This window comes from uncultured Maribacter sp. (assembly GCF_963977385.1).
GTDB lineage: Bacteria > Bacteroidota > Bacteroidia > Flavobacteriales > Flavobacteriaceae > Maribacter.
Genome location: NZ_CAXBOU010000001.1, coordinates 46523 through 63985, shown reverse-complemented (window position 1 = coordinate 63985; position 17463 = coordinate 46523). Strand labels below are relative to the sequence as shown.

At 35.2% G+C, this 17463-nt stretch carries 18 protein-coding genes; 11 read left to right on the top strand and 7 right to left on the bottom strand.

Going from position 1 to position 17463, the window contains the following annotated elements:
- Positions 1–40: 40 nt before the first annotated feature.
- Genes AAC084_RS00315 through AAC084_RS00290 form a run of 6 tightly spaced genes read left to right on the top strand, consistent with a single transcriptional unit; the run spans position 41 to position 5779 of the window.
- Positions 41–1501: an oligosaccharide flippase family protein gene (locus AAC084_RS00315; RefSeq protein ID WP_339835362.1), complete on the top strand. Its 1461-nt coding sequence runs from the start codon at positions 41–43 to the stop codon at positions 1499–1501.
- Positions 1498–1932: a dUTP diphosphatase gene (gene dut / locus AAC084_RS00310; protein ID WP_339835360.1), complete on the top strand. Its 435-nt coding sequence runs from the start codon at positions 1498–1500 to the stop codon at positions 1930–1932. Before AAC084_RS00315 ends, dut begins: the two co-directional genes overlap by 4 nt.
- A 34-nt stretch (positions 1933–1966) precedes the next feature.
- Complete coding sequence (locus tag AAC084_RS00305) at positions 1967–2908, top strand: hypothetical protein (RefSeq protein WP_339835358.1); 942 nt, start codon at positions 1967–1969, stop codon at positions 2906–2908.
- On the top strand, positions 2909–3694 hold the full coding sequence (locus tag AAC084_RS00300; RefSeq protein ID WP_339835356.1) for a DUF4292 domain-containing protein: 786 nt from the start codon (positions 2909–2911) through the stop codon (positions 3692–3694). It abuts the gene before it with no gap.
- 4 nt (positions 3695–3698) lie between these two features.
- On the top strand, positions 3699–4922 hold the full coding sequence (locus AAC084_RS00295) for a peptidoglycan DD-metalloendopeptidase family protein (protein WP_339835354.1): 1224 nt from the start codon (positions 3699–3701) through the stop codon (positions 4920–4922).
- An 11-nt stretch (positions 4923–4933) separates the two neighbouring features.
- Complete coding sequence (locus AAC084_RS00290; protein WP_339835351.1) at positions 4934–5779, top strand: aldo/keto reductase; 846 nt, start codon at positions 4934–4936, stop codon at positions 5777–5779.
- Here the strand turns inward: AAC084_RS00290 and AAC084_RS00285 are convergent.
- Together AAC084_RS00285 and AAC084_RS00280 are read right to left on the bottom strand one after the other, a co-directional pair.
- Positions 5776–6291, bottom strand: coding sequence for an acyl-CoA thioesterase (locus tag AAC084_RS00285; RefSeq protein WP_339835348.1), 516 nt, complete (start codon positions 6289–6291; stop codon positions 5776–5778). The two genes, AAC084_RS00290 and AAC084_RS00285, sit on opposite strands and share 4 nt — an antisense overlap.
- A 58-nt stretch (positions 6292–6349) precedes the next feature.
- Complete coding sequence (locus tag AAC084_RS00280; RefSeq protein ID WP_339835347.1) at positions 6350–7312, bottom strand: SPOR domain-containing protein; 963 nt, start codon at positions 7310–7312, stop codon at positions 6350–6352.
- A gap of 92 nt (positions 7313–7404) precedes the next feature.
- Here AAC084_RS00280 and dprA point away from each other — a divergent pair, with 92 nt between their 5' ends.
- Positions 7405–8523 (top strand): DNA-processing protein DprA, encoded by a 1119-nt coding sequence (gene dprA, locus AAC084_RS00275; protein WP_339835346.1) that lies wholly within the window; start codon positions 7405–7407, stop codon positions 8521–8523.
- 191 nt (positions 8524–8714) lie between these two features.
- Here dprA and trpS read toward each other — a convergent pair whose 3' ends face one another.
- Positions 8715–9683, bottom strand: a complete 969-nt coding sequence (gene trpS / locus AAC084_RS00270) for a tryptophan--tRNA ligase (RefSeq protein ID WP_339835344.1) — start codon at positions 9681–9683, stop codon at positions 8715–8717.
- A gap of 71 nt (positions 9684–9754) precedes the next feature.
- Here trpS and AAC084_RS00265 point away from each other — a divergent pair, with 71 nt between their 5' ends.
- Entirely contained in the window at positions 9755–10507 is a 753-nt protein-coding gene (locus AAC084_RS00265) for a lysophospholipid acyltransferase family protein (protein ID WP_339835341.1), read from the top strand.
- Here the strand turns inward: AAC084_RS00265 and AAC084_RS00260 are convergent.
- The 4 genes from AAC084_RS00260 to recA form a co-directional block, all read right to left on the bottom strand.
- Positions 10504–12018, bottom strand: coding sequence for a hypothetical protein (locus AAC084_RS00260; protein WP_339835338.1), 1515 nt, complete (start codon positions 12016–12018; stop codon positions 10504–10506). The genes AAC084_RS00265 and AAC084_RS00260 overlap by 4 nt on opposite strands.
- A gap of 31 nt (positions 12019–12049) precedes the next feature.
- Positions 12050–12616, bottom strand: coding sequence for an RNA polymerase sigma factor (locus AAC084_RS00255; protein ID WP_339835335.1), 567 nt, complete (start codon positions 12614–12616; stop codon positions 12050–12052).
- 15 nt (positions 12617–12631) lie between these two features.
- Positions 12632–13054, bottom strand: a complete 423-nt coding sequence (locus AAC084_RS00250) for a hypothetical protein (RefSeq protein ID WP_339835332.1) — start codon at positions 13052–13054, stop codon at positions 12632–12634.
- A 79-nt stretch (positions 13055–13133) separates the two neighbouring features.
- Positions 13134–14144, bottom strand: a complete 1011-nt coding sequence (gene recA, locus AAC084_RS00245; RefSeq protein ID WP_339835329.1) for a recombinase RecA — start codon at positions 14142–14144, stop codon at positions 13134–13136.
- A gap of 355 nt (positions 14145–14499) precedes the next feature.
- On the opposite strand from recA, the gene AAC084_RS00240 reads away from it, so the two are divergent.
- The 3 genes from AAC084_RS00240 (at position 14500) to AAC084_RS00230 (ending at position 17463) form a co-directional block, all read left to right on the top strand.
- Positions 14500–15531 (top strand): rhodanese-related sulfurtransferase, encoded by a 1032-nt coding sequence (locus tag AAC084_RS00240; protein ID WP_339835327.1) that lies wholly within the window; start codon positions 14500–14502, stop codon positions 15529–15531.
- Between the two features lie 266 nt (positions 15532–15797).
- On the top strand, positions 15798–16985 hold the full coding sequence (gene ricT, locus AAC084_RS00235) for a regulatory iron-sulfur-containing complex subunit RicT (RefSeq protein ID WP_339835324.1): 1188 nt from the start codon (positions 15798–15800) through the stop codon (positions 16983–16985).
- On the top strand, positions 16978–17463 hold the full coding sequence (locus AAC084_RS00230; protein WP_339835321.1) for a gliding motility lipoprotein GldH: 486 nt from the start codon (positions 16978–16980) through the stop codon (positions 17461–17463). The genes ricT and AAC084_RS00230 overlap by 8 nt, the downstream gene beginning before the upstream one ends.

Below are 17463 nucleotides of genomic sequence, written 5' to 3'. Positions count from 1 at the left end.
GGGTTTTAATGGGTACATTTATTGCTTCAATTTAAGGTGCTTGAATCCACTCAAAAAACTTTTTAAACAAACTGCAATCTATGGCTTGGCAACTGTCTTGCCCAGGATGATTTCATTTCTATTGGTTCCTATCTATACCGATGTTATGGAGCCTGGCAAGTATGGTGAAATTACACTGATTTTTTCGTGGTTTGCTATCTTCAATGTGTTTCTTGCCTATGGTATGGAAACAGCATTCTTTCGATTTTATAAGGAAGCAGATAACCGTAAAAAAGTGGTGAGTACCTCATTACTTTCTATAATGGGCTCCACAATATTATTGGTGCTAATAGGAATTCTTTTCAAAGAGAAGTTATCACTTGCTTTAAATATTGACCTGCCTTTCATGAATTATGTGTTAGGTATTTTGGCTTTAGATGCGCTTGCGATTATACCCTTTGCATGGTTAAGAGCAAATGAAAAACCAATGCGTTATGCTATTGTTAAAATCCTTAATGTTTCACTCAATTTAGGGTTCACCATCTTTTTCTTAATTATGTTGCCTAAAATAGCGGATGGAACTTCAACTGGATTATTGAACTCCTTATACAAACCAGATTACGAAATACCATATATCTTAATAGCTAATTTAATTGCAAGTGGTGTTACGTTGCTACTGATGATTAGAGTTTATATACGTCGGCCATATGTATTTGATACTGTTTTGTGGAAGCGAATGGTTAAATATGCAATGCCAGTTATGGTTGCAGGTGTAGCTTTTACGATTAATGAGGTGTTTGACCGTTACTTACTTTCAGAGCTATTACCGGTAGATATTGCAAAAAGTGAAATGGGGAAGTATTCTGCCTGTTATAAATTGGCATTGTTCATGACCTTGTTCGCTACAGCTTTCCGTATGGGAATTGAGCCTTTTTTCTTTAGTCACTCTGAGACAAAAAATCCACAAAAAGCCTATGCGCAAATAACCAACTATTTTGTGGTCATGGGTAGTGTTATCTTATTATCCGTAGTTGTTTTTTCTGACATACTTAAACAATTTTTGGTCTTAAATGAGGAGTATTGGGATGCGATGCCGATTGTACCTTTAATTGTTTTGGCAAGTTTTTTCTTGGGTATATATCACAATCTATCTGTTTGGTATAAAGTAACCGATAAGACAATATACGGAGCATACATATCTATGATTGGTGCAGTAATTACCATAATCATCAATTTTGTTTTCATTCCTTATTTTGGCTATATGGCATCTGCTGTGGCTACGGTTTCAGCCTATGGCACCATGATGTTATTGTCTTTTTATTTCGGGCGCATGTATTATCCTATTCCATACAACTTCAGAAAAATTAGCTTTTATTTAGTAGTATCCATCTTGTTTTCTGTCCTTTCATTTTACATTTTTGATAGAAATCTTTTTATAGGCATACCATTATTATTGTTGTTCTTAGGCTTGGTTTACAAACTTGAATTTGAGAACGTTAAAAAATTATATTTAAATAGATGAACATAAAAATAATCAACAAGTCGAATCACACCCTACCACACTATGAAACTAGTGCATCTGCAGGGATGGACTTAAGAGCGAACCTTTTAGAATCCATCACATTGCAGCCGTTAGGCAGAGCTATTATACCCACTGGTCTATTTATAGAACTTCCCGTAGGTATAGAGGCACAGGTCAGACCTAGAAGTGGACTAGCAGCCAAAAAGGGTATTACGGTACTTAATGCACCTGGCACGATTGATGCAGATTATAGAGGAGAAGTGGGGGTCATTTTGGTTAATCTATCCAACGAACCTTTTACTATTGAAAATGGCGAACGCATCGCACAAATGGTGTTAGCTAAGCACGAACGTGCAGAATGGAAACTAGTTGATTCCTTGTCAGAAACAGCTAGGGGTGAAGGTGGTTTTGGTAGTACTGGAGTTAAGTAGTTATTCTTGTTTTTAATAATTGTCAAATTTTAGTATGAAGAGATTGTTTTTTTTGGTCATTCTAATAAGTGGATTTTTATCGCTGAAGACAACCTATGCCCAAGAAAATCAAACCATTGAAATTGAGCAAAGTGCAGAAGTTTTTTTAGAAGAGTATTCAGATACTTTTCAAGAGAATTTCTTTGAGGGATTAAAGCAAAAAGGGATACGGAATTACGACCGAGCTATAACCTACTTTTTGGAATGTAAACGCCTACAACCTCAAAACACAGTTGTCTCGTTTGAGTTGGCAAAATTCCATCTCTATGACAAACAACTAATTTTGGCCCAAGAGTATGCGCTAGAAGCCGTGAATGGAGAACCTGAAAATTACTGGTACGCAGAAACATTAGTAAATGTAGTTGAGGCAAGAAAATCTATTTTAAACGAAGTCAAGGGAGAGTTGCCTTGGAATAACGTTGAGCTAAGAAGTAACCTAGCTGAGATTTATTTCTTGAAAAAGGATTATATAATGGCCCAATCTGTTTTAAAGGGTTTAAAAGCAACTAAATCTAACGACCGCTTAGAGCAACGAATAAAAGATTCGCTTCAAACGCAAACCAAAAAGATTTCAACCTTACAAATACCAAGTAGTCAAGTGGCCAGTGAAGCTTTAAATAGTATTGAAGACTATAAAACAAAGATTAATGAACTCTTAAATACGAACGATGACGTGGTTACGCTATTAGCAATCTCTGAAGAAGCTATGGAGAGCTTTCCATCTCAACCATTTTTTTATTATTCGAATGGCGCTGCCTTAAATCGCTCCCAAAAGCGAGAAGATGCCATCGAAATTTTGGAAACAGCTTTAGATTACGTTATTGACGATATTGCTTTAGAAAATAAAATCTATAAAGAATTGGCCAATGCATATACTGCGATCAACAATACGTCAAAGGCAAATATGTACCTTAGTAAAATAAAACCGGGTTTTTAAATGATTAAAATTTTGAGAAGTGCTAGAATTAAGCAATATCTATTGGTAGTAGCAATAATATTTATGGCTTCTTGTAAAAGCACAAAGTTGGTCTCAGGTGGGGCTGTTGATGCAAAATTATCGGCAAAATCTGTGATAAAGGCGCATTATCAAAATCAGGCTAATTTTAAAACTTTGAACGGTAAAGTGAGAATTAGTTATTCTGATGGAGAATCTTCTCAGAATGTTTCAGTGAGCATTCGAATGGAAAAGGATAAAGCCATTTGGATGAGTGCCCCTTTAGGTATCGTTAAAGCTTATATTACTCCCAATCGTGTCTCGTTTTATAATAAATTACAGAATGAATATTTTGATGGTGATTTTTCCTATTTAAGTGAATTGTTGGGTACCGAAGTTGATTTTTCAATTTTGCAAAATCTTTTAACGGGACAGGCTATCGTTGACTTGAGAGAAGATAAATATGGTATAGATATTTCAGAAGAATCATATCGATTAACCCCTAAACTGCAAGGAACGTTATATAAAACTTTATTTAGAATAGAGCCGAAAAATTACAAAATGGCCCTTCAACAACTTTCTCAACCTTTTGAAAAAAGGTTGTTAGAGATATCATATGAGAATTATCAAATTTTAGATAAAGAGATACTTCCAAATGAAATCAAAATCAGAGCTATTACGAAAGACAGCGAGAATAATATAGTGTTAGAGTTTCGGAATATTGAATTAAATGGTGCTATGAATTTTCCGTATTCAATACCAAAAGGTTTTAAAGAAATAGAGCTATAATCAGATGCAGTTCAAACTAAAATATGGCCTTTTGTTTTTATTGTTGGTCACTTCTATGGCTTGTTATTCACAGACTAGTGAGCAAAAAGCCTTAGAGGAAAAGCGCGAGCGACTGCAAACTGAGATTAGAGATATAAACCGGTTACTTTTTGCCGAGAAAAAGGAGAAAGGGAATGTACTGGATCAAATGGAGGCGCTGGACAAAAAAATTACGGTCCGTCAACAATTAATACGTGTCACTAATCAACAATCTAATTTATTAAACAGGCAAATTAACACCAATATTAGAAATATAGGTAAGCTTAAATCTGAATTACTAGAGGTTAAGGAGGAATATGCCAAGATGATTCAGAAGTCATATCAGAATAAATCGAAGCAGAATAGATTAATGTTCTTATTATCATCTGAGAGCTTTTTTCAGGCTTTTAAAAGGCTTCAGTATATGAAGCAGTACACAGATTATAGAAAAGAGCAAGGTGTGCAGATATTGGCTAAAACAGATGAATTATCTCGATTAAACTCAGACCTTAACGAAGAACGAAAAGTAAAAGAAATATTACTTGCCCAAAATAAAAAGGCAAAAGACCAATTGTTTAGTGAAATTCAAACGCAAAAAGCATTGTTAGGTACTATTCGTAAGAATGAAAATAAATATGCTAGCGCTATTGACACCAAAAAACAAGAGGCGCGCAAGATTGATCAGCAAATAGAAAAGTTAATTAGAAGTGCTATCGCGGCGTCTAACAAGAAATCAGGTAGCACCACTAAAAATTCAAGCAAATTTGTTCTAACACCAGAGGCGACTATTATCGCAAATAATTTTTCTGCCAATAAAGGCAAGTTAATTTGGCCTGTTGAAAAGGGTATTAAAAGCCAGGGCTTTGGGGTGTATAGCGACCCAGTATATCCAGGAATAAAACACCAAAGTAATGGAGTTATTATTGCAACGGACGAAGGTTCAAAAGCACGTGCTATTTTTGAAGGTGAAGTCATTGCTATTTTGGCGGTACCCGGTGGTAATAAAGGGGTTCAAATTAAACATGGTAATTTTATTAGTACCTATTATAATCTGTCTGACCTATATGTTAAGAAAGGTGATAAAGTTGCTAGTAAAGAGGAACTTGGTACTGTTTATACCAATCGGAATAACGGACAAACACGCCTTAAATTTTACTTATATCAAAATACATCTCGTTTAAACCCGGAAGAATGGGTGTTTAGGTTATAACCATAATGATTATGAAAAATAAATCTAACATCACAGATATTAAAGGAACGTTTAGATTACGTAATGGGGTGCAAATGCCCTATTTAGGTTTAGGTACGTATCAATCTGATAATGATCAAGAAGTTGTAGATGCAGTTAAAGGAGCATTGCAATTAGGGTACAGACATATAGATACTGCATCGATTTACAAGAATGAAGAGGGTGTAGGGAAAGGTATAAAGGAGAGCGGTATTAACAGAGAGGAAATTTTTGTAGTAAGTAAAGTTTGGAACGCTGACCAAGGCTATGAAACTACACTAAAAGCATTTGAGGAGAGTTTAGATCGACTGGGTTTGGAGTATTTGGATTTATATTTAATTCATTGGCCTGTTGCTGATAAATACAAAGATACTTGGAGGGCTTTAGAGCACTTATATAAGCAGAAGAAGATTAGGGCAATAGGAGTCAGTAACTTTTTAAAGCACCATTTAGAAGATGTAATAGAGGACTGCCAAATAGTACCGATGGTGAATCAAATGGAATTTCATCCACATTTGGTGCAACAAGAATTAATTGATTTCTGTAATCAAAATAGTATTCAATACGAATCGTGGTCCCCATTTATGCAGGGCAAGGTCTTTGAATTGGATATTTGCAATGGCTTAGCTAAAAAATACAGAAAATCTGTAGCGCAAATAATTTTACGTTGGAATTTGCAAAAGGGTATAGTTGCTATTCCTAAGTCAGTGCATATCGACCGCATTAAATCTAACGCAGCTATTTTTGATTTTGAATTGTCTCAAGAAGATATAGTCTTCTTAGATCGTTTGGAAACTGGAGAACGAACCGGTCCTGATCCAGATAATTTTAGTTTTTAGCCTTTTGTGAAAAGCGCTTTTAATTCCGTGGCATTATCGGGCTCCATTTTACCTGCTAATACCAAACTCAACTGCTTTCTTCTAAGTGCCCCATCAAAACGAAGGATTTCCAATTCCGTTTCTGGTGTAAGTTCAGGTACTTCTGTAGGTTTTCCAGTATCATCGACTGCTACGAAAGTATATATAGCTTCATTTGCCTTAGTTTTCTTTCCATTAAAACGGTCTTCTATCCATACATCAATATAGACTTCCATAGAGGTATTATATGCTCGTGAAACAGCAGCTTCAACAGTTACAACACTGCCCAAGGGTATTGCTAAATTAAAGGCTACGTGGTTAACTGAGGCCGTAACAGTAATTCTACGGCTGTGTCTACCGGCTGCAATGCTAGCAGCACGATCCATACGTGCCAATAGTTCGCCTCCAAATAAATTCTGAAGTGCGTTGGTCTCACTTGGGAGTACCATATCGGTCATTGTAGTTCGAGATGCTGCAGGTGTTTTAGCTTCCATGTATAGAAATTTTGCGCAAAGATACGGGCAACAATAGTAGTTATAAAATGTGTAAGGTTTATTTTTTAGATAATAACCAAGCATCTTTTGACTCGGTGCGTTTTATTTCTCTTAAAGCTTTTAATGCATCCGAAGAATTAGAATGACTTTCGTAGGTAACCATGTGAAGTCCGTATGCATTAGTGCCATAATAACCGGCATTGTATCCGATTGCTTTAAGCTGCTCTATTTTACGGTCGGCATTCGATTTTACTCTAAAAGCGCCTGCAACGATATAATGCATTTCACTTTCATTAGTGGTAGGTGATGCTGTTACTGATGCTTCAACCGTTACTGTTGGTAATTCTAATGGCGAAAGGTCAAAAAATGTAGCCTCTTGTATTTGTTTAGTAACGTATTCTTGCGCATCTTGTCTTGCAACTTGTTCATTTGTGCGTTGTTGTTTAAAAGCACGATAGCCTGTTACTCCTGTAGAAAATGCTAATAATAAAATGGCTGCGTATTTTAAATATGGTCTGAACCCTATATTTTCTCTACGCTCCGGACTGATAACGAACGGTATATTTTCTTCTAGTTCAACTACCTCTTTTTTTAATACCTCTCTAGTAACTGGAATAGAATTAAAATTAGAAAGTCCGAAAGAGGATGTTAGATAGTTTGGTTCACTTGCTGGTTGAAACAATATTTTATCTTCATTATTCCTTGATAAGGACCCAATATCCTTTAGGATTAATGACGTTTCTTGTGCTAATATATTTTGCCAAACCTTAACTTGCTCCTCAATAGAAGACAATGCAGATTCAAAAGTAATTTTCTCTGATTCTGACACATAAGATACAAGCAAACCATCATTGGAGATGAGCTGTTTGTTAAACGCTATAGATTTATTTGGTGCACTGAAAGTATTCGTGACTTGATTAATTCTAGCCGAATTTTTTTGGGTAAGGAATGCTCCAAAACCGGGAACAACCACACAGTTGTATCTATAAAGTAAATCGCTTATATAGTGTTCTAGTACCATAGTTACGCAAATATTAAAAAAATATAGTGGTATAAAAACCTCTGGCGTAACTTTTTATTAACATAATTTTTCACCTATTTTGTGAACAATAAATGAAAACTACACAACACACTGCCGATGAACTCATTGCAATACTTCGATTGCAACATGTGCCCAACATTGGCGATATCTTAGCAAAGAAATTAATTTCACATTGCGGGAGTCCAGAGGCAATTTTTGAAGATAACCAACGAAATCTTTTAAAAATTGATGGTATTGGTACACATACCATCAAGCATTTATTTGAAACCGAACATTTAGAAGCTGCTGAAGCTGAATATGATTATGTTATAAGGAATAGTATAAGTTGTATTTATTTTCAAGATGCCACATATCCTCATTATCTAAAACATTGTATCGACGGACCCATTCTTATTTTTCAAAAAGGGAATATTGATTTAAGTGATAGGAAGATTATAAGTGTTGTGGGTACTCGTAATATAACCAGCTATGGCATGGCTTTTTGTGAACAGTTTATTGCCGATATTGCACCATTGAATCCGGTTATTATTAGCGGATTTGCTTATGGTGTAGATATTTGTATTCAGCGTGAAGCTGTAAAACAGGGTTTACAAACCATAGGATGCCTTGCGCACGGGTTAAATCAAATCTACCCAAAAGTACATGCAAAATATCAGGGAGATGTATTGAAAAACGGAGGGTTTTATACAGAATTCTGGAGTACCAGTAATCCTGAACGAGAAAATTTCTTAAAACGTAATCGAATTATAGCTGGCGTGAGTGAAGCTACTGTTGTGGTAGAATCGGCCGAAAAGGGAGGAAGCTTGGTAACTGCTGACATAGCCAATAGTTACAATCGTGATGTATTCGCTGTACCAGGTAGAACTACTGATAAGTACAGTTTGGGTTGTAATAACCTGATAAAACAGCAAAAAGCACATGTAATGACTTCGGCAGCAGATTTAATTTATTTGTTAGATTGGGATATTGAGCAGAAACCAAGTAAGACGATACAAAAACAACTATTCATTGAATTGGATGATATCGAGCAGGGTATTTATACCTATTTACAAAATAACGGCAAGCAGTTGTTAGATGCTATTGCACTCGAGTGTAAGATTCCAATTTATAAAGCTTCGTCGACGCTATTAAATATGGAAATGAAAGGCGTTATAAGGCCATTACCAGGTAAATTATTTGAGGCAATTTGAAATTTTCACAAACTACTTGGTTTGTTTTTGTTATAGGGTAAAGACAAATAGGTCGTTTAGAAATAAACAACGATGGAAAATGACACAAAATCGATGATAAAATTAAGAAAGCTAAAATGTTAAAACACAAAACCGACCTAAGGGTCGGTTTTGTGTTTTTGAGCTTATTTGCTAAAGAGAATTTAAATTCCCTAATATCCTAACTTTTCTCGTACACGTTCTAAGACACCACCAGCTACTTCTCTTGCTTTTTCAGCACCTAAAGCCAAAGCATCATCAATTTCATTTAAGTTGTTCATATAATAATTGAACTTTTCGCGGGGCTCTTCAAATTTATTCAAAATCACTTCATAAAGCGCTTGCTTAGCATGGCCAAAACCATAATTACCTGCCAAATAATTAGCACTCATTTCTTCTATTTGAGGTTGCGACGCTAAAATCTTATATAAGGCAAATACATTATCGTTGGTAGGGTCTTTAGGATCCTCCATAGGTGTGCTATCTGTTTGTATGCCCATTATCTGCTTTCTCAATTGCTTATCCGTTTGAAAAAGACTGATTAAGTTACCTTTACTTTTACTCATTTTTGCACCATCAGTACCTGGTATGTACATGGTTTCTTCTTGAACTTTTCCTTCAGGTAAAACAAATGTTTCTCCCAATTGTGCATGAAAACGCGAGGCTACATCGCGGGTCATTTCTATATGTTGCATTTGGTCTTTACCTACAGGTACAATATTCGCATCATACAATAATATATCAGCTGCCATTAACATTGGGTACGTAAATAACCCAGCATTTACATCATCTAATCTATCCGCTTTGTCTTTAAAAGAATGGGCTAGTGTTAAACGTTGATATGGAAAAAAACAGCTTAGGTACCAAGATAGTTCGGTAGTTTGCGGTACATCACTCTGTCTGTAAAAAACAGTATTCTCTATATCCAATCCAAATGCAAGCCATGTTGCGGCTACAGCATACGTATTATGACGTAATTCTTCGCCATTTTTTATTTGGGTAAGTGAATGCATATCTGCAATAAACAGAAAAGATTCGTTAGATGGATTATTAGCCATTTCGATTGCAGGCATAATCGCTCCTAGAATATTTCCCAAATGGGGGGTTCCAGTACTTTGTATGCCAGTTAAAATTCTTGCCATTTGCTTTTTTTCTATGAAAGCAAAGGTAAAACAAATACAAAAAAACTAACCTAAATAACTACTTTTGATTTATGCTTAAAGTCGTCAGACAAACCGGTCAAACGTTATACCGTATTTGGTTTCATGTTTTGGTGGCCGTTCCTATTCTCTTGTTTTTTCCGTTATTGGTGATTTTCGCTTCTAAAGAAAGCTGGTACCCCCAGTTTTTCTGGATGGCCCGAAATCTTTGGGCAAGACCAATTTTATATGGTATGTTCTGTTGGCCAAGTATAAAATATGAAGAGAAATTAGTGAAGGGAAGTAGTTATATGCTAGTAGCTAATCATACCAGTATGTTAGATATTATGCTAATGCTCGTTGTTAGTCGAAATCCGTTCGTATTTGTGGGAAAGAAAGAACTGGTAAATATACCTTTATTCGGATTTTTCTATAAACGCGTATGTATTATGGTGGATCGGGAGGATACCCAGAGTAGAACGGGGGTGTATAGAAGGGCTCAAAAACGATTACAGCAAGGTTCAAGTATTTGTATTTTTCCAGAAGGTGGAGTGCCAGAAGAGCATGTTTTACTTGATAATTTTAAGGATGGAGCTTTTAAAATGGCTATTGCCCATAAAATACCAGTAGTACCAATTACCTTCTATGATAACAAAAAAAGATTTTCATTTACTTTTTTTAGTGGTGGCCCAGGAAAGTGTAGAGCTAAAGTTCACAAGTTTATTCCGACTAAAACTCTCGATGAAGATGAAAAAGTGCAATTAAGAAATAATGTGCGTAATTTGATACTTCAAGATTTAAAAAATTCACAGAATAAAGATTTTTAAAACTTAAAGCTAAGTCCACTGTAGATCCCGATAGAATATGGTTTAAACGTACCGTATATTTCTGAAAATGTATTTAGTTGATATTTGAAAATAGGTTCTAGATTAAAATGCACCTTCGAAGAGAACTTATAATTAAAACCGAACCCCATATTTGCACTAAAATTAAGGTCATTTATATTGTTTGCTTCACCGATTTCTGTTGTTAATTCTCCAGCGGTTAAAGACACGGCATTATCTATTAAAAATAATGAGCTTACGCCGCCTATGATATTTACGCCAAATTTTTTGTCAATCAGTGCATAGTTCACTTCAACGGGTAGTTCTAAATAGCCAAACTGTTGAGACATATAACCATCTCTAGAAGCACTTTTGGCAGTTACATCTAATGCAGAGTTGGCGGTGCTGAAACTTTCTGAGGCTACTTTTTTACTTGAAATTGTTAATGTCTCAGATGTTGGAGCATAATCTATAGTTGCTAATTGACCATTGGTGGATAGTACATTTAGAGAAGATGAAAAAGCAACATCTTCAGTATCATAACCGTAGTCTACCTTGTTTATTCCCGATCTAATGGTTAGCTTTTTTGATACTGCATAGGCAACAGAAATACCATAACTAAAGTTAATGTTTCCCGATTTTGAATTAGGGGTAAATATGGAGTTTACAGGTGAACCTTTTCCGTGTCCATTGAAATAAACGGGAGCAATATTTGGGCCTGCTGACCATCTGTTATTGGCAATATCTTTTTTGCTTTCCTTTTGGTCAGCGATTTCTTCAAAAATCGATTTTTTATCTGCTTCAGTTATTTCTTTTGCCTCATTAGTAGTTTCGTTGGCTGCTATGGTTGTATTTGTTGTTGAATCTTTGTCAGATAATATAGCTTTTAGGGTATTCTGTTTAGTTGTCTCATTTGCGATGACGGACTCTTCGATGCTTTGAGTAGTTTCTTTTGATTGTTGGCTTATTAATTCTTTAGCTGGCGTATTTTTAGCTACCAAAGTATTAGAATTCGCGTCCGTTTTAGCTTTATTAGTTTCGTTTTCAGCTAAAGCTATGTTGCTTTTAGACTGATTTTCACTACTATTTTTACTTGCATGTTGAATCGTCCCTTTTAATTTTTGCTGTTTTTTAGAAGCCGGATACGTGTCATCATAATCTTTTTTCGTTTCTTTTACTGTTTTTTCAACTATCTGGTTATTAGGTATATCAGTTAAATCAACTACGATTTCCTCTATTCGGTTTGGTTGAATCTCATTCTTCTTTTTAGTCTCTTTTTGGGTGTCAACTAATATCTCGTTTGAAGTTGTGTTCTCTAAAAACGGGTTGAATAGTAATAGGCCAATTACTATTGCAGCAGCAATGCCACTAATTTGCCACCAAATAGGTAAAATTCGTTTTTTTCTCCTTTTTTCCAATGACGCATCAATCGCTCGCCAAACTTTATTGTCTGGGGTTGGTTTGAAGTCCGAGAGTTTATCTTGGAACAGTTCGTCTAAATTCTTTTTCTGCATCCTTTAAGATTTCAGTTTATAATCAATTTGATTATAAAAAATGTGTTGTAATAATTATAAGTACCCCTATGATAGACTGGGTTACTTTGGTTTCTATTTTTTCCTTTAATAATGTTCGCGCCCTTGCAAGATTAGATTTTGAGGTTCCAATTGAGGTCCCTAACAATTCGCTTATTTCTTTATGGGTATAACCATCTAAAACATATAAATTAAAGGTCGCACGATATTTATTCGGTAATTCTTGTATATAGCCTAAAAGCGATTGCAAGCTAATATCACTAAACTCATTATCTACCGTAATTTCCTCTTCAGTATTTTCAGAAACTACATTTAGGTATTCTTCCTTTCTATATTTCTGTAATACCGTATTAACCGTTATTCTTTTCATCCAACCTTCAAAAGACCCTTTGCCTTGGTATTGTCCAATCTTTTCATAAATGGTCATGAAACTATCGTGGAGGCTATCTTCTGCGTTGGTTTTAGAATTGGAATACTTTAAGCATATGCCAAATAGGGTAGTGGCATAGGCTCTGTACAAAAGTTCCTGTGCCTTACGGTCTCCTTTTTTGCAATTATGTATGAGTTCTTCTAGACTCACAAATGGTTGATTGTTTTAACGTTTGTTTACTGGCACAACTACTTCTAAGTATTCAGCCTCTCCTTCGTTATTATCTCCTGTATAAAATTTAAAAGTGTAAGGGTCAGTATAGATTACTTTAAAGATAAAAGAAGCTGTTTGTTCAATAGATTCTTCGGTGCAATCATCAATATCGGTTCTTACTGTGCCGATAGCTACAACGTTTCTAACCGTTAAGGAATCTTTAACCACGTCAAAACCTTCATAGTTAGTGCAACTATTAGGTTTTATAAAGTTTACCGAAATCTCATAGGTCTGATTGTAATCAAAAGATTCCGGTAATTCAGCGCCTACAATTTCCAATGATGTGAAATGAAAATTGGCGCTATCATCTTCTATCGAACAACCATTGCTTATAAAGGCTATAAAAACAGCCAACAATATTAATTTTTGCTTCATCAAACAAATAATTTGTTTATAAGATGAAAGTTAGTTGCAATGGTTGCGTAGAAGGTAACTCTGTTTAACTAAAAAAACTTTATTTAGCGTTCAGCGCATTAATTGCCTCTCGTATTTTACCATCCAATTCTTCGAATAGTTCTGGATTGTCCAATAAAAGGTTTTTAACGGCATCACGACCTTGTCCAAGTTTTGTGTCGCCATAACTAAACCATGAGCCACTCTTCTTTACAATTTCATACTCTACACCAAGATCTATAACCTCACCCACTTTTGAAATTCCTTCACCGTACATAATGTCAAATTCAGTAGTACGAAATGGTGGAGCTACTTTGTTCTTAACAACCTTTACTCTTGTCTTATTACCTTGAACGTTACCGTCTGTATCTTTTATTTGTGTGGATCTTCTAATATCTAAACGTACTGACGCGTAAAACTTAAGGGCATTACCACCAGTAGTTGTTTCAGGATTACCGAACATTACACCAATTTTTTCACGCAATTGATTAATGAAAATAACGGTACAGTTTGTTTTACTAATTGAGCCTGTAAGCTTTCTTAATGCCTGAGACATTAAACGAGCATGAAGTCCCATTTTAGAATCTCCCATTTCTCCTTCAATTTCGCTTTTAGGAGTCAATGCAGCAACAGAATCAATAACAACAATGTCAATTGCCCCAGAGCGAATTAAATTATCTGCTATCTCTAACCCTTGTTCTCCGTTATCTGGTTGAGAAATGATTAAGTTATCTATATCAACACCCAATTTTTGAGCATAAAAACGATCGAAAGCATGCTCTGCATCAATGAATGCCGCGATACCGCCTTTTTTTTGTGCTTCAGCAATAGCATGAAGTGTCAATGTGGTTTTACCAGAAGATTCAGGACCATAAATTTCAACGACTCTGCCTCTTGGGTAACCACCTACTCCTAATGCAATATCTAATCCTAACGAGCCCGAAGGAATCACTTCAACATCTGCAACAACCTTATCACCCATTTTCATGACGGCACCCTTACCGTAAGTCTTGTCCATTTTGTCAAGGGTCAACTTTAATGCTTTTAATTTTGCTTCTTTTTCGGAACTCATTTTTTGAATTTTTTGGAAAGCTAAATTACCATTTCTTTTTTGATTTGTATAATATTGAAATGTATTACGCAACCATTTTAATCATTTACTATCTAATAGGAAATAGAAGTTACTAAATAGAATATAGTTCGTTGTTTTTAGTGGCAACGTGCATTGGTGACTATTTCCTTTTCTGTATTCTGAAAGACTGCTATGAAGAAGAAAAAGAATGGAATAGTCAATAAAGAGTCTTGAAAAATCAAGGCTCTTTTTTTATTTCAAATCGTTTAAGCTTAATAAAATGGATGCAATTTTTCGATTTTATCATTACTTTTGCCATTCAAATTTTTCTATAACTTAAAACTATTGGTATAGCATGCAACTGTACAATACACTAAGTGCGATAGAAAGAGCAGCTTTGATTGAAGAAGCAGGAAAGGATCGCCTTACCATCTCTTTTTATACCTATGCACATATCGGTAACACCGACCTTTTTAGAAATCACTTATTTATACATTGGAACGAGATGGATGTACTTGGGCGCATTTATGTAGCTCATGAAGGTATAAACGCTCAATTATCGGTACCTGCCGAAAATTTCAATGAATTTAAAGAACATCTTGATAGTATTTCATTTTTAGAAAATGTACGACTCAACATTGCTATAGAGCAAGACAATCTTTCTTTTTTGAAACTTAAGGTAAAAGTTAGAAATAAGATTGTAGCTGATGGTCTAAACGATAACAGTTTTGATGTTACGAACAAGGGCATTCACGTAGACGCGGAAAAATTTAATGAGCTTATTGAAGATCCAGATACGGTTCTTGTTGATATGCGTAACCATTACGAAAGTGAAATCGGACATTTCAAAAATGCAGTGACACCAGATGTAGATACGTTTCGCGATTCACTAGACATTATTGAACGAGATTTAGCAAATCACAAAAAAGATAAAAAACTGGTGATGTATTGTACTGGTGGTATTCGATGTGAAAAAGCAAGTGCTTATTATAAACACAAAGGTTTTGAACAGGTATACCAACTTGAAGGAGGCGTCATTGAATATGCAAGGCAGGTTGAGAACAAAAACTTAGAGAACAAGTTTAGGGGTAAAAATTTTGTATTTGATCACAGAAGGGGTGAACGAATCAGTAATGATGTTATATCAAACTGCCATCAATGTGGCAATGCTTGTGATGAACATGTAAACTGCGCAAATGAAGCTTGTCATTTATTATTCATCCAATGTAAATCATGTGCAGAAAAAATGAACAATTGTTGTTCAGATACTTGTAAAGAGGTGCATGAATTACCTTTTGAAGAGCAAAAAAAGCTGAGAAAAGGAAAAGTTGTCAGTAATAAGATTTTTAAGAAAGGGCGTTCTGAGGTCTTGAAATTCAAAAAATAGTTTAGCTGTAAGTGTTTAGAGGTTTTGAATTAACTTATACTTTTAGCACTAAGAAGACGAAATTTTGCTTAAAAATAAGTACGTTTTTAACGTGTATTAAATTCCCTAAGATACTGCTTATCGACCATTGGTTATTGAATATAGAATATTGATACTACCAACTTCCCTTTTATTTCACATTAAAAAAACTGTATCTTTACCTATAAGTTTTTTATGAACCTCTTTTGGTGAATCTTCAAAAATTCGGCCAAATCAATATATATAATATGGGTTGTAGTAGTTGTTCTACCGGTAAGGATGGACAACCAAAGGGATGCAAGAACAACGGTACTTGCGGTACAGATGGTTGCAATAAATTAACAGTTTTTGATTGGCTTTCCAACATGTCGCTCCCTAACGGGGAACGGCCATTCGATTTTGTTGAAGTACGATTTAAAAACAGTAGAAAAGAGTTTTTTCAAAATACAGAGAATCTATCACTTTCCATAGGAGATATTGTTGCCACTCAGGCACAGTCTGGTCATGATATAGGTATGGTTACCTTAACGGGTGAGTTGGTGCGTGTACAAATGAAGCGCAAGAAAGTAGCTTATGATACTCCAGATTCGCCTAAAGTATATCGAAAGGCCAGTCAAAAAGATATTGATATTTGGCAAAAATGTCGAGATAGGGAAGAGGAGATAAAAAAGCGCGCACGTGAAATAGCAATCATTCTTAAGCTTCAAATGAAGATTTCTGATGTTGAGTTTCAGGGAGATGGGTCTAAAGCCACATTTTACTATACTGCCGATGAACGCGTAGATTTCCGACAATTAATTAAAGATATGGCTAAGGCATTCGGTATTCGTATCGAAATGCGTCAAATAGGGTATCGTCAAGAGGCACAACGATTAGGAGGCATTGGTTCTTGTGGTAGAGAATTATGCTGCTCTACTTGGCTTTCAGATTTTAGATCTGTAAGTACCTCTGCGGCACGCTATCAGCAGTTGTCATTAAATCCGCAGAAATTAGCGGGGCAGTGCGGTAAACTTAAGTGTTGCTTAAATTACGAATTAGACGTTTATCTAGATGCCTTAAAAGACTTTCCTGGGCCAGACACCAAATTGCTTACGGATAAGGGATTAGCTTTCTGTCAAAAAACTGATATTTTCAAAGAAATGCTCTGGTTTTCCTATAAAGAAGATCCAGGTAGCTGGCATGTTCTTTCGAAGGATCAAGTTAATGTAATTTTAGAGAAAAATAAGAAGAAAGAGAAAGTCGCTAGCTTAGAAATGTATGCGATAGAAATTGAAGTTGAGGAAAAAGTTGTTTTTGAAAATGTAGTTGGTCAAGATAGTCTTACGCGTTTCGATAGACCTAAGGGTGGAGGAACCAAGAACAAGAATAAAAACAGGAACCGAAACCGTAACAAGAACAAAAACAGAAATCGTAAAAGTAATCAAAACAATGCGTAGCTTATTTTGTTGTTTTTTAGCAGTATTGCTATTTACTTCTTGTAATACCAATATCATCAAATCTGAATACCGTTCTTTAGAAGATGGTGTCTGGAATAAAGATAATGTGCTTGAGTTCTCTTTATCTGAAATGGACACTATTGAAGGGCATGATATATTTATTAATGTTAGAAATGATAATACCTTTCCGTATAGTAATTTATTTATAATAGCATCTCTTACCACGCCTGAGGGCAAAGTAACAAAGGATACACTAGAATATACAATGTCTTTACCAGATGGTACTTGGTTGGGAAAAGGGAACGGAAGTATCAAGGAAAATAAATTATGGTATAAAGAAAACATCGTTTTTTCTTCTTCTGGCGTATATACTATTGAGGTTTCACAAGCGATGCGTAAAAACGGTAATGTTTCGGGGATTATTAGTCTTGAAGGCATAACCGATGTAGGTATTGAAGTAATTAAAAGTAACCCGTAA

Bases quoted from the DNA above. Each gene is read 5' to 3' on its own strand.
- dut (WP_339835360.1), top strand. From the start codon at position 1,498: ATGAACATAAAAATAATCAACAAGTCGAATCACACCCTACCACACTAT.
- AAC084_RS00305 (WP_339835358.1), top strand. From the start codon at position 1,967: ATGAAGAGATTGTTTTTTTTGGTCATTCTAATAAGTGGATTTTTATCG.
- AAC084_RS00300 (WP_339835356.1), top strand. From the start codon at position 2,909: ATGATTAAAATTTTGAGAAGTGCTAGAATTAAGCAATATCTATTGGTA.
- AAC084_RS00295 (WP_339835354.1), top strand. From the start codon at position 3,699: ATGCAGTTCAAACTAAAATATGGCCTTTTGTTTTTATTGTTGGTCACT.
- AAC084_RS00290 (WP_339835351.1), top strand. From the start codon at position 4,934: ATGAAAAATAAATCTAACATCACAGATATTAAAGGAACGTTTAGATTA.
- AAC084_RS00285 (WP_339835348.1), bottom strand. From the start codon at position 6,291: ATGGAAGCTAAAACACCTGCAGCATCTCGAACTACAATGACCGATATG.
- AAC084_RS00280 (WP_339835347.1), bottom strand. From the start codon at position 7,312: ATGGTACTAGAACACTATATAAGCGATTTACTTTATAGATACAACTGT.
- dprA (WP_339835346.1), top strand. From the start codon at position 7,405: ATGAAAACTACACAACACACTGCCGATGAACTCATTGCAATACTTCGA.
- trpS (WP_339835344.1), bottom strand. From the start codon at position 9,683: ATGGCAAGAATTTTAACTGGCATACAAAGTACTGGAACCCCCCATTTG.
- AAC084_RS00265 (WP_339835341.1), top strand. From the start codon at position 9,755: ATGCTTAAAGTCGTCAGACAAACCGGTCAAACGTTATACCGTATTTGG.
- AAC084_RS00260 (WP_339835338.1), bottom strand. From the start codon at position 12,018: ATGCAGAAAAAGAATTTAGACGAACTGTTCCAAGATAAACTCTCGGAC.
- AAC084_RS00250 (WP_339835332.1), bottom strand. From the start codon at position 13,054: ATGAAGCAAAAATTAATATTGTTGGCTGTTTTTATAGCCTTTATAAGC.
- recA (WP_339835329.1), bottom strand. From the start codon at position 14,144: ATGAGTTCCGAAAAAGAAGCAAAATTAAAAGCATTAAAGTTGACCCTT.
- AAC084_RS00240 (WP_339835327.1), top strand. From the start codon at position 14,500: ATGCAACTGTACAATACACTAAGTGCGATAGAAAGAGCAGCTTTGATT.
- ricT (WP_339835324.1), top strand. From the start codon at position 15,798: ATGGGTTGTAGTAGTTGTTCTACCGGTAAGGATGGACAACCAAAGGGA.
- AAC084_RS00230 (WP_339835321.1), top strand. From the start codon at position 16,978: ATGCGTAGCTTATTTTGTTGTTTTTTAGCAGTATTGCTATTTACTTCT.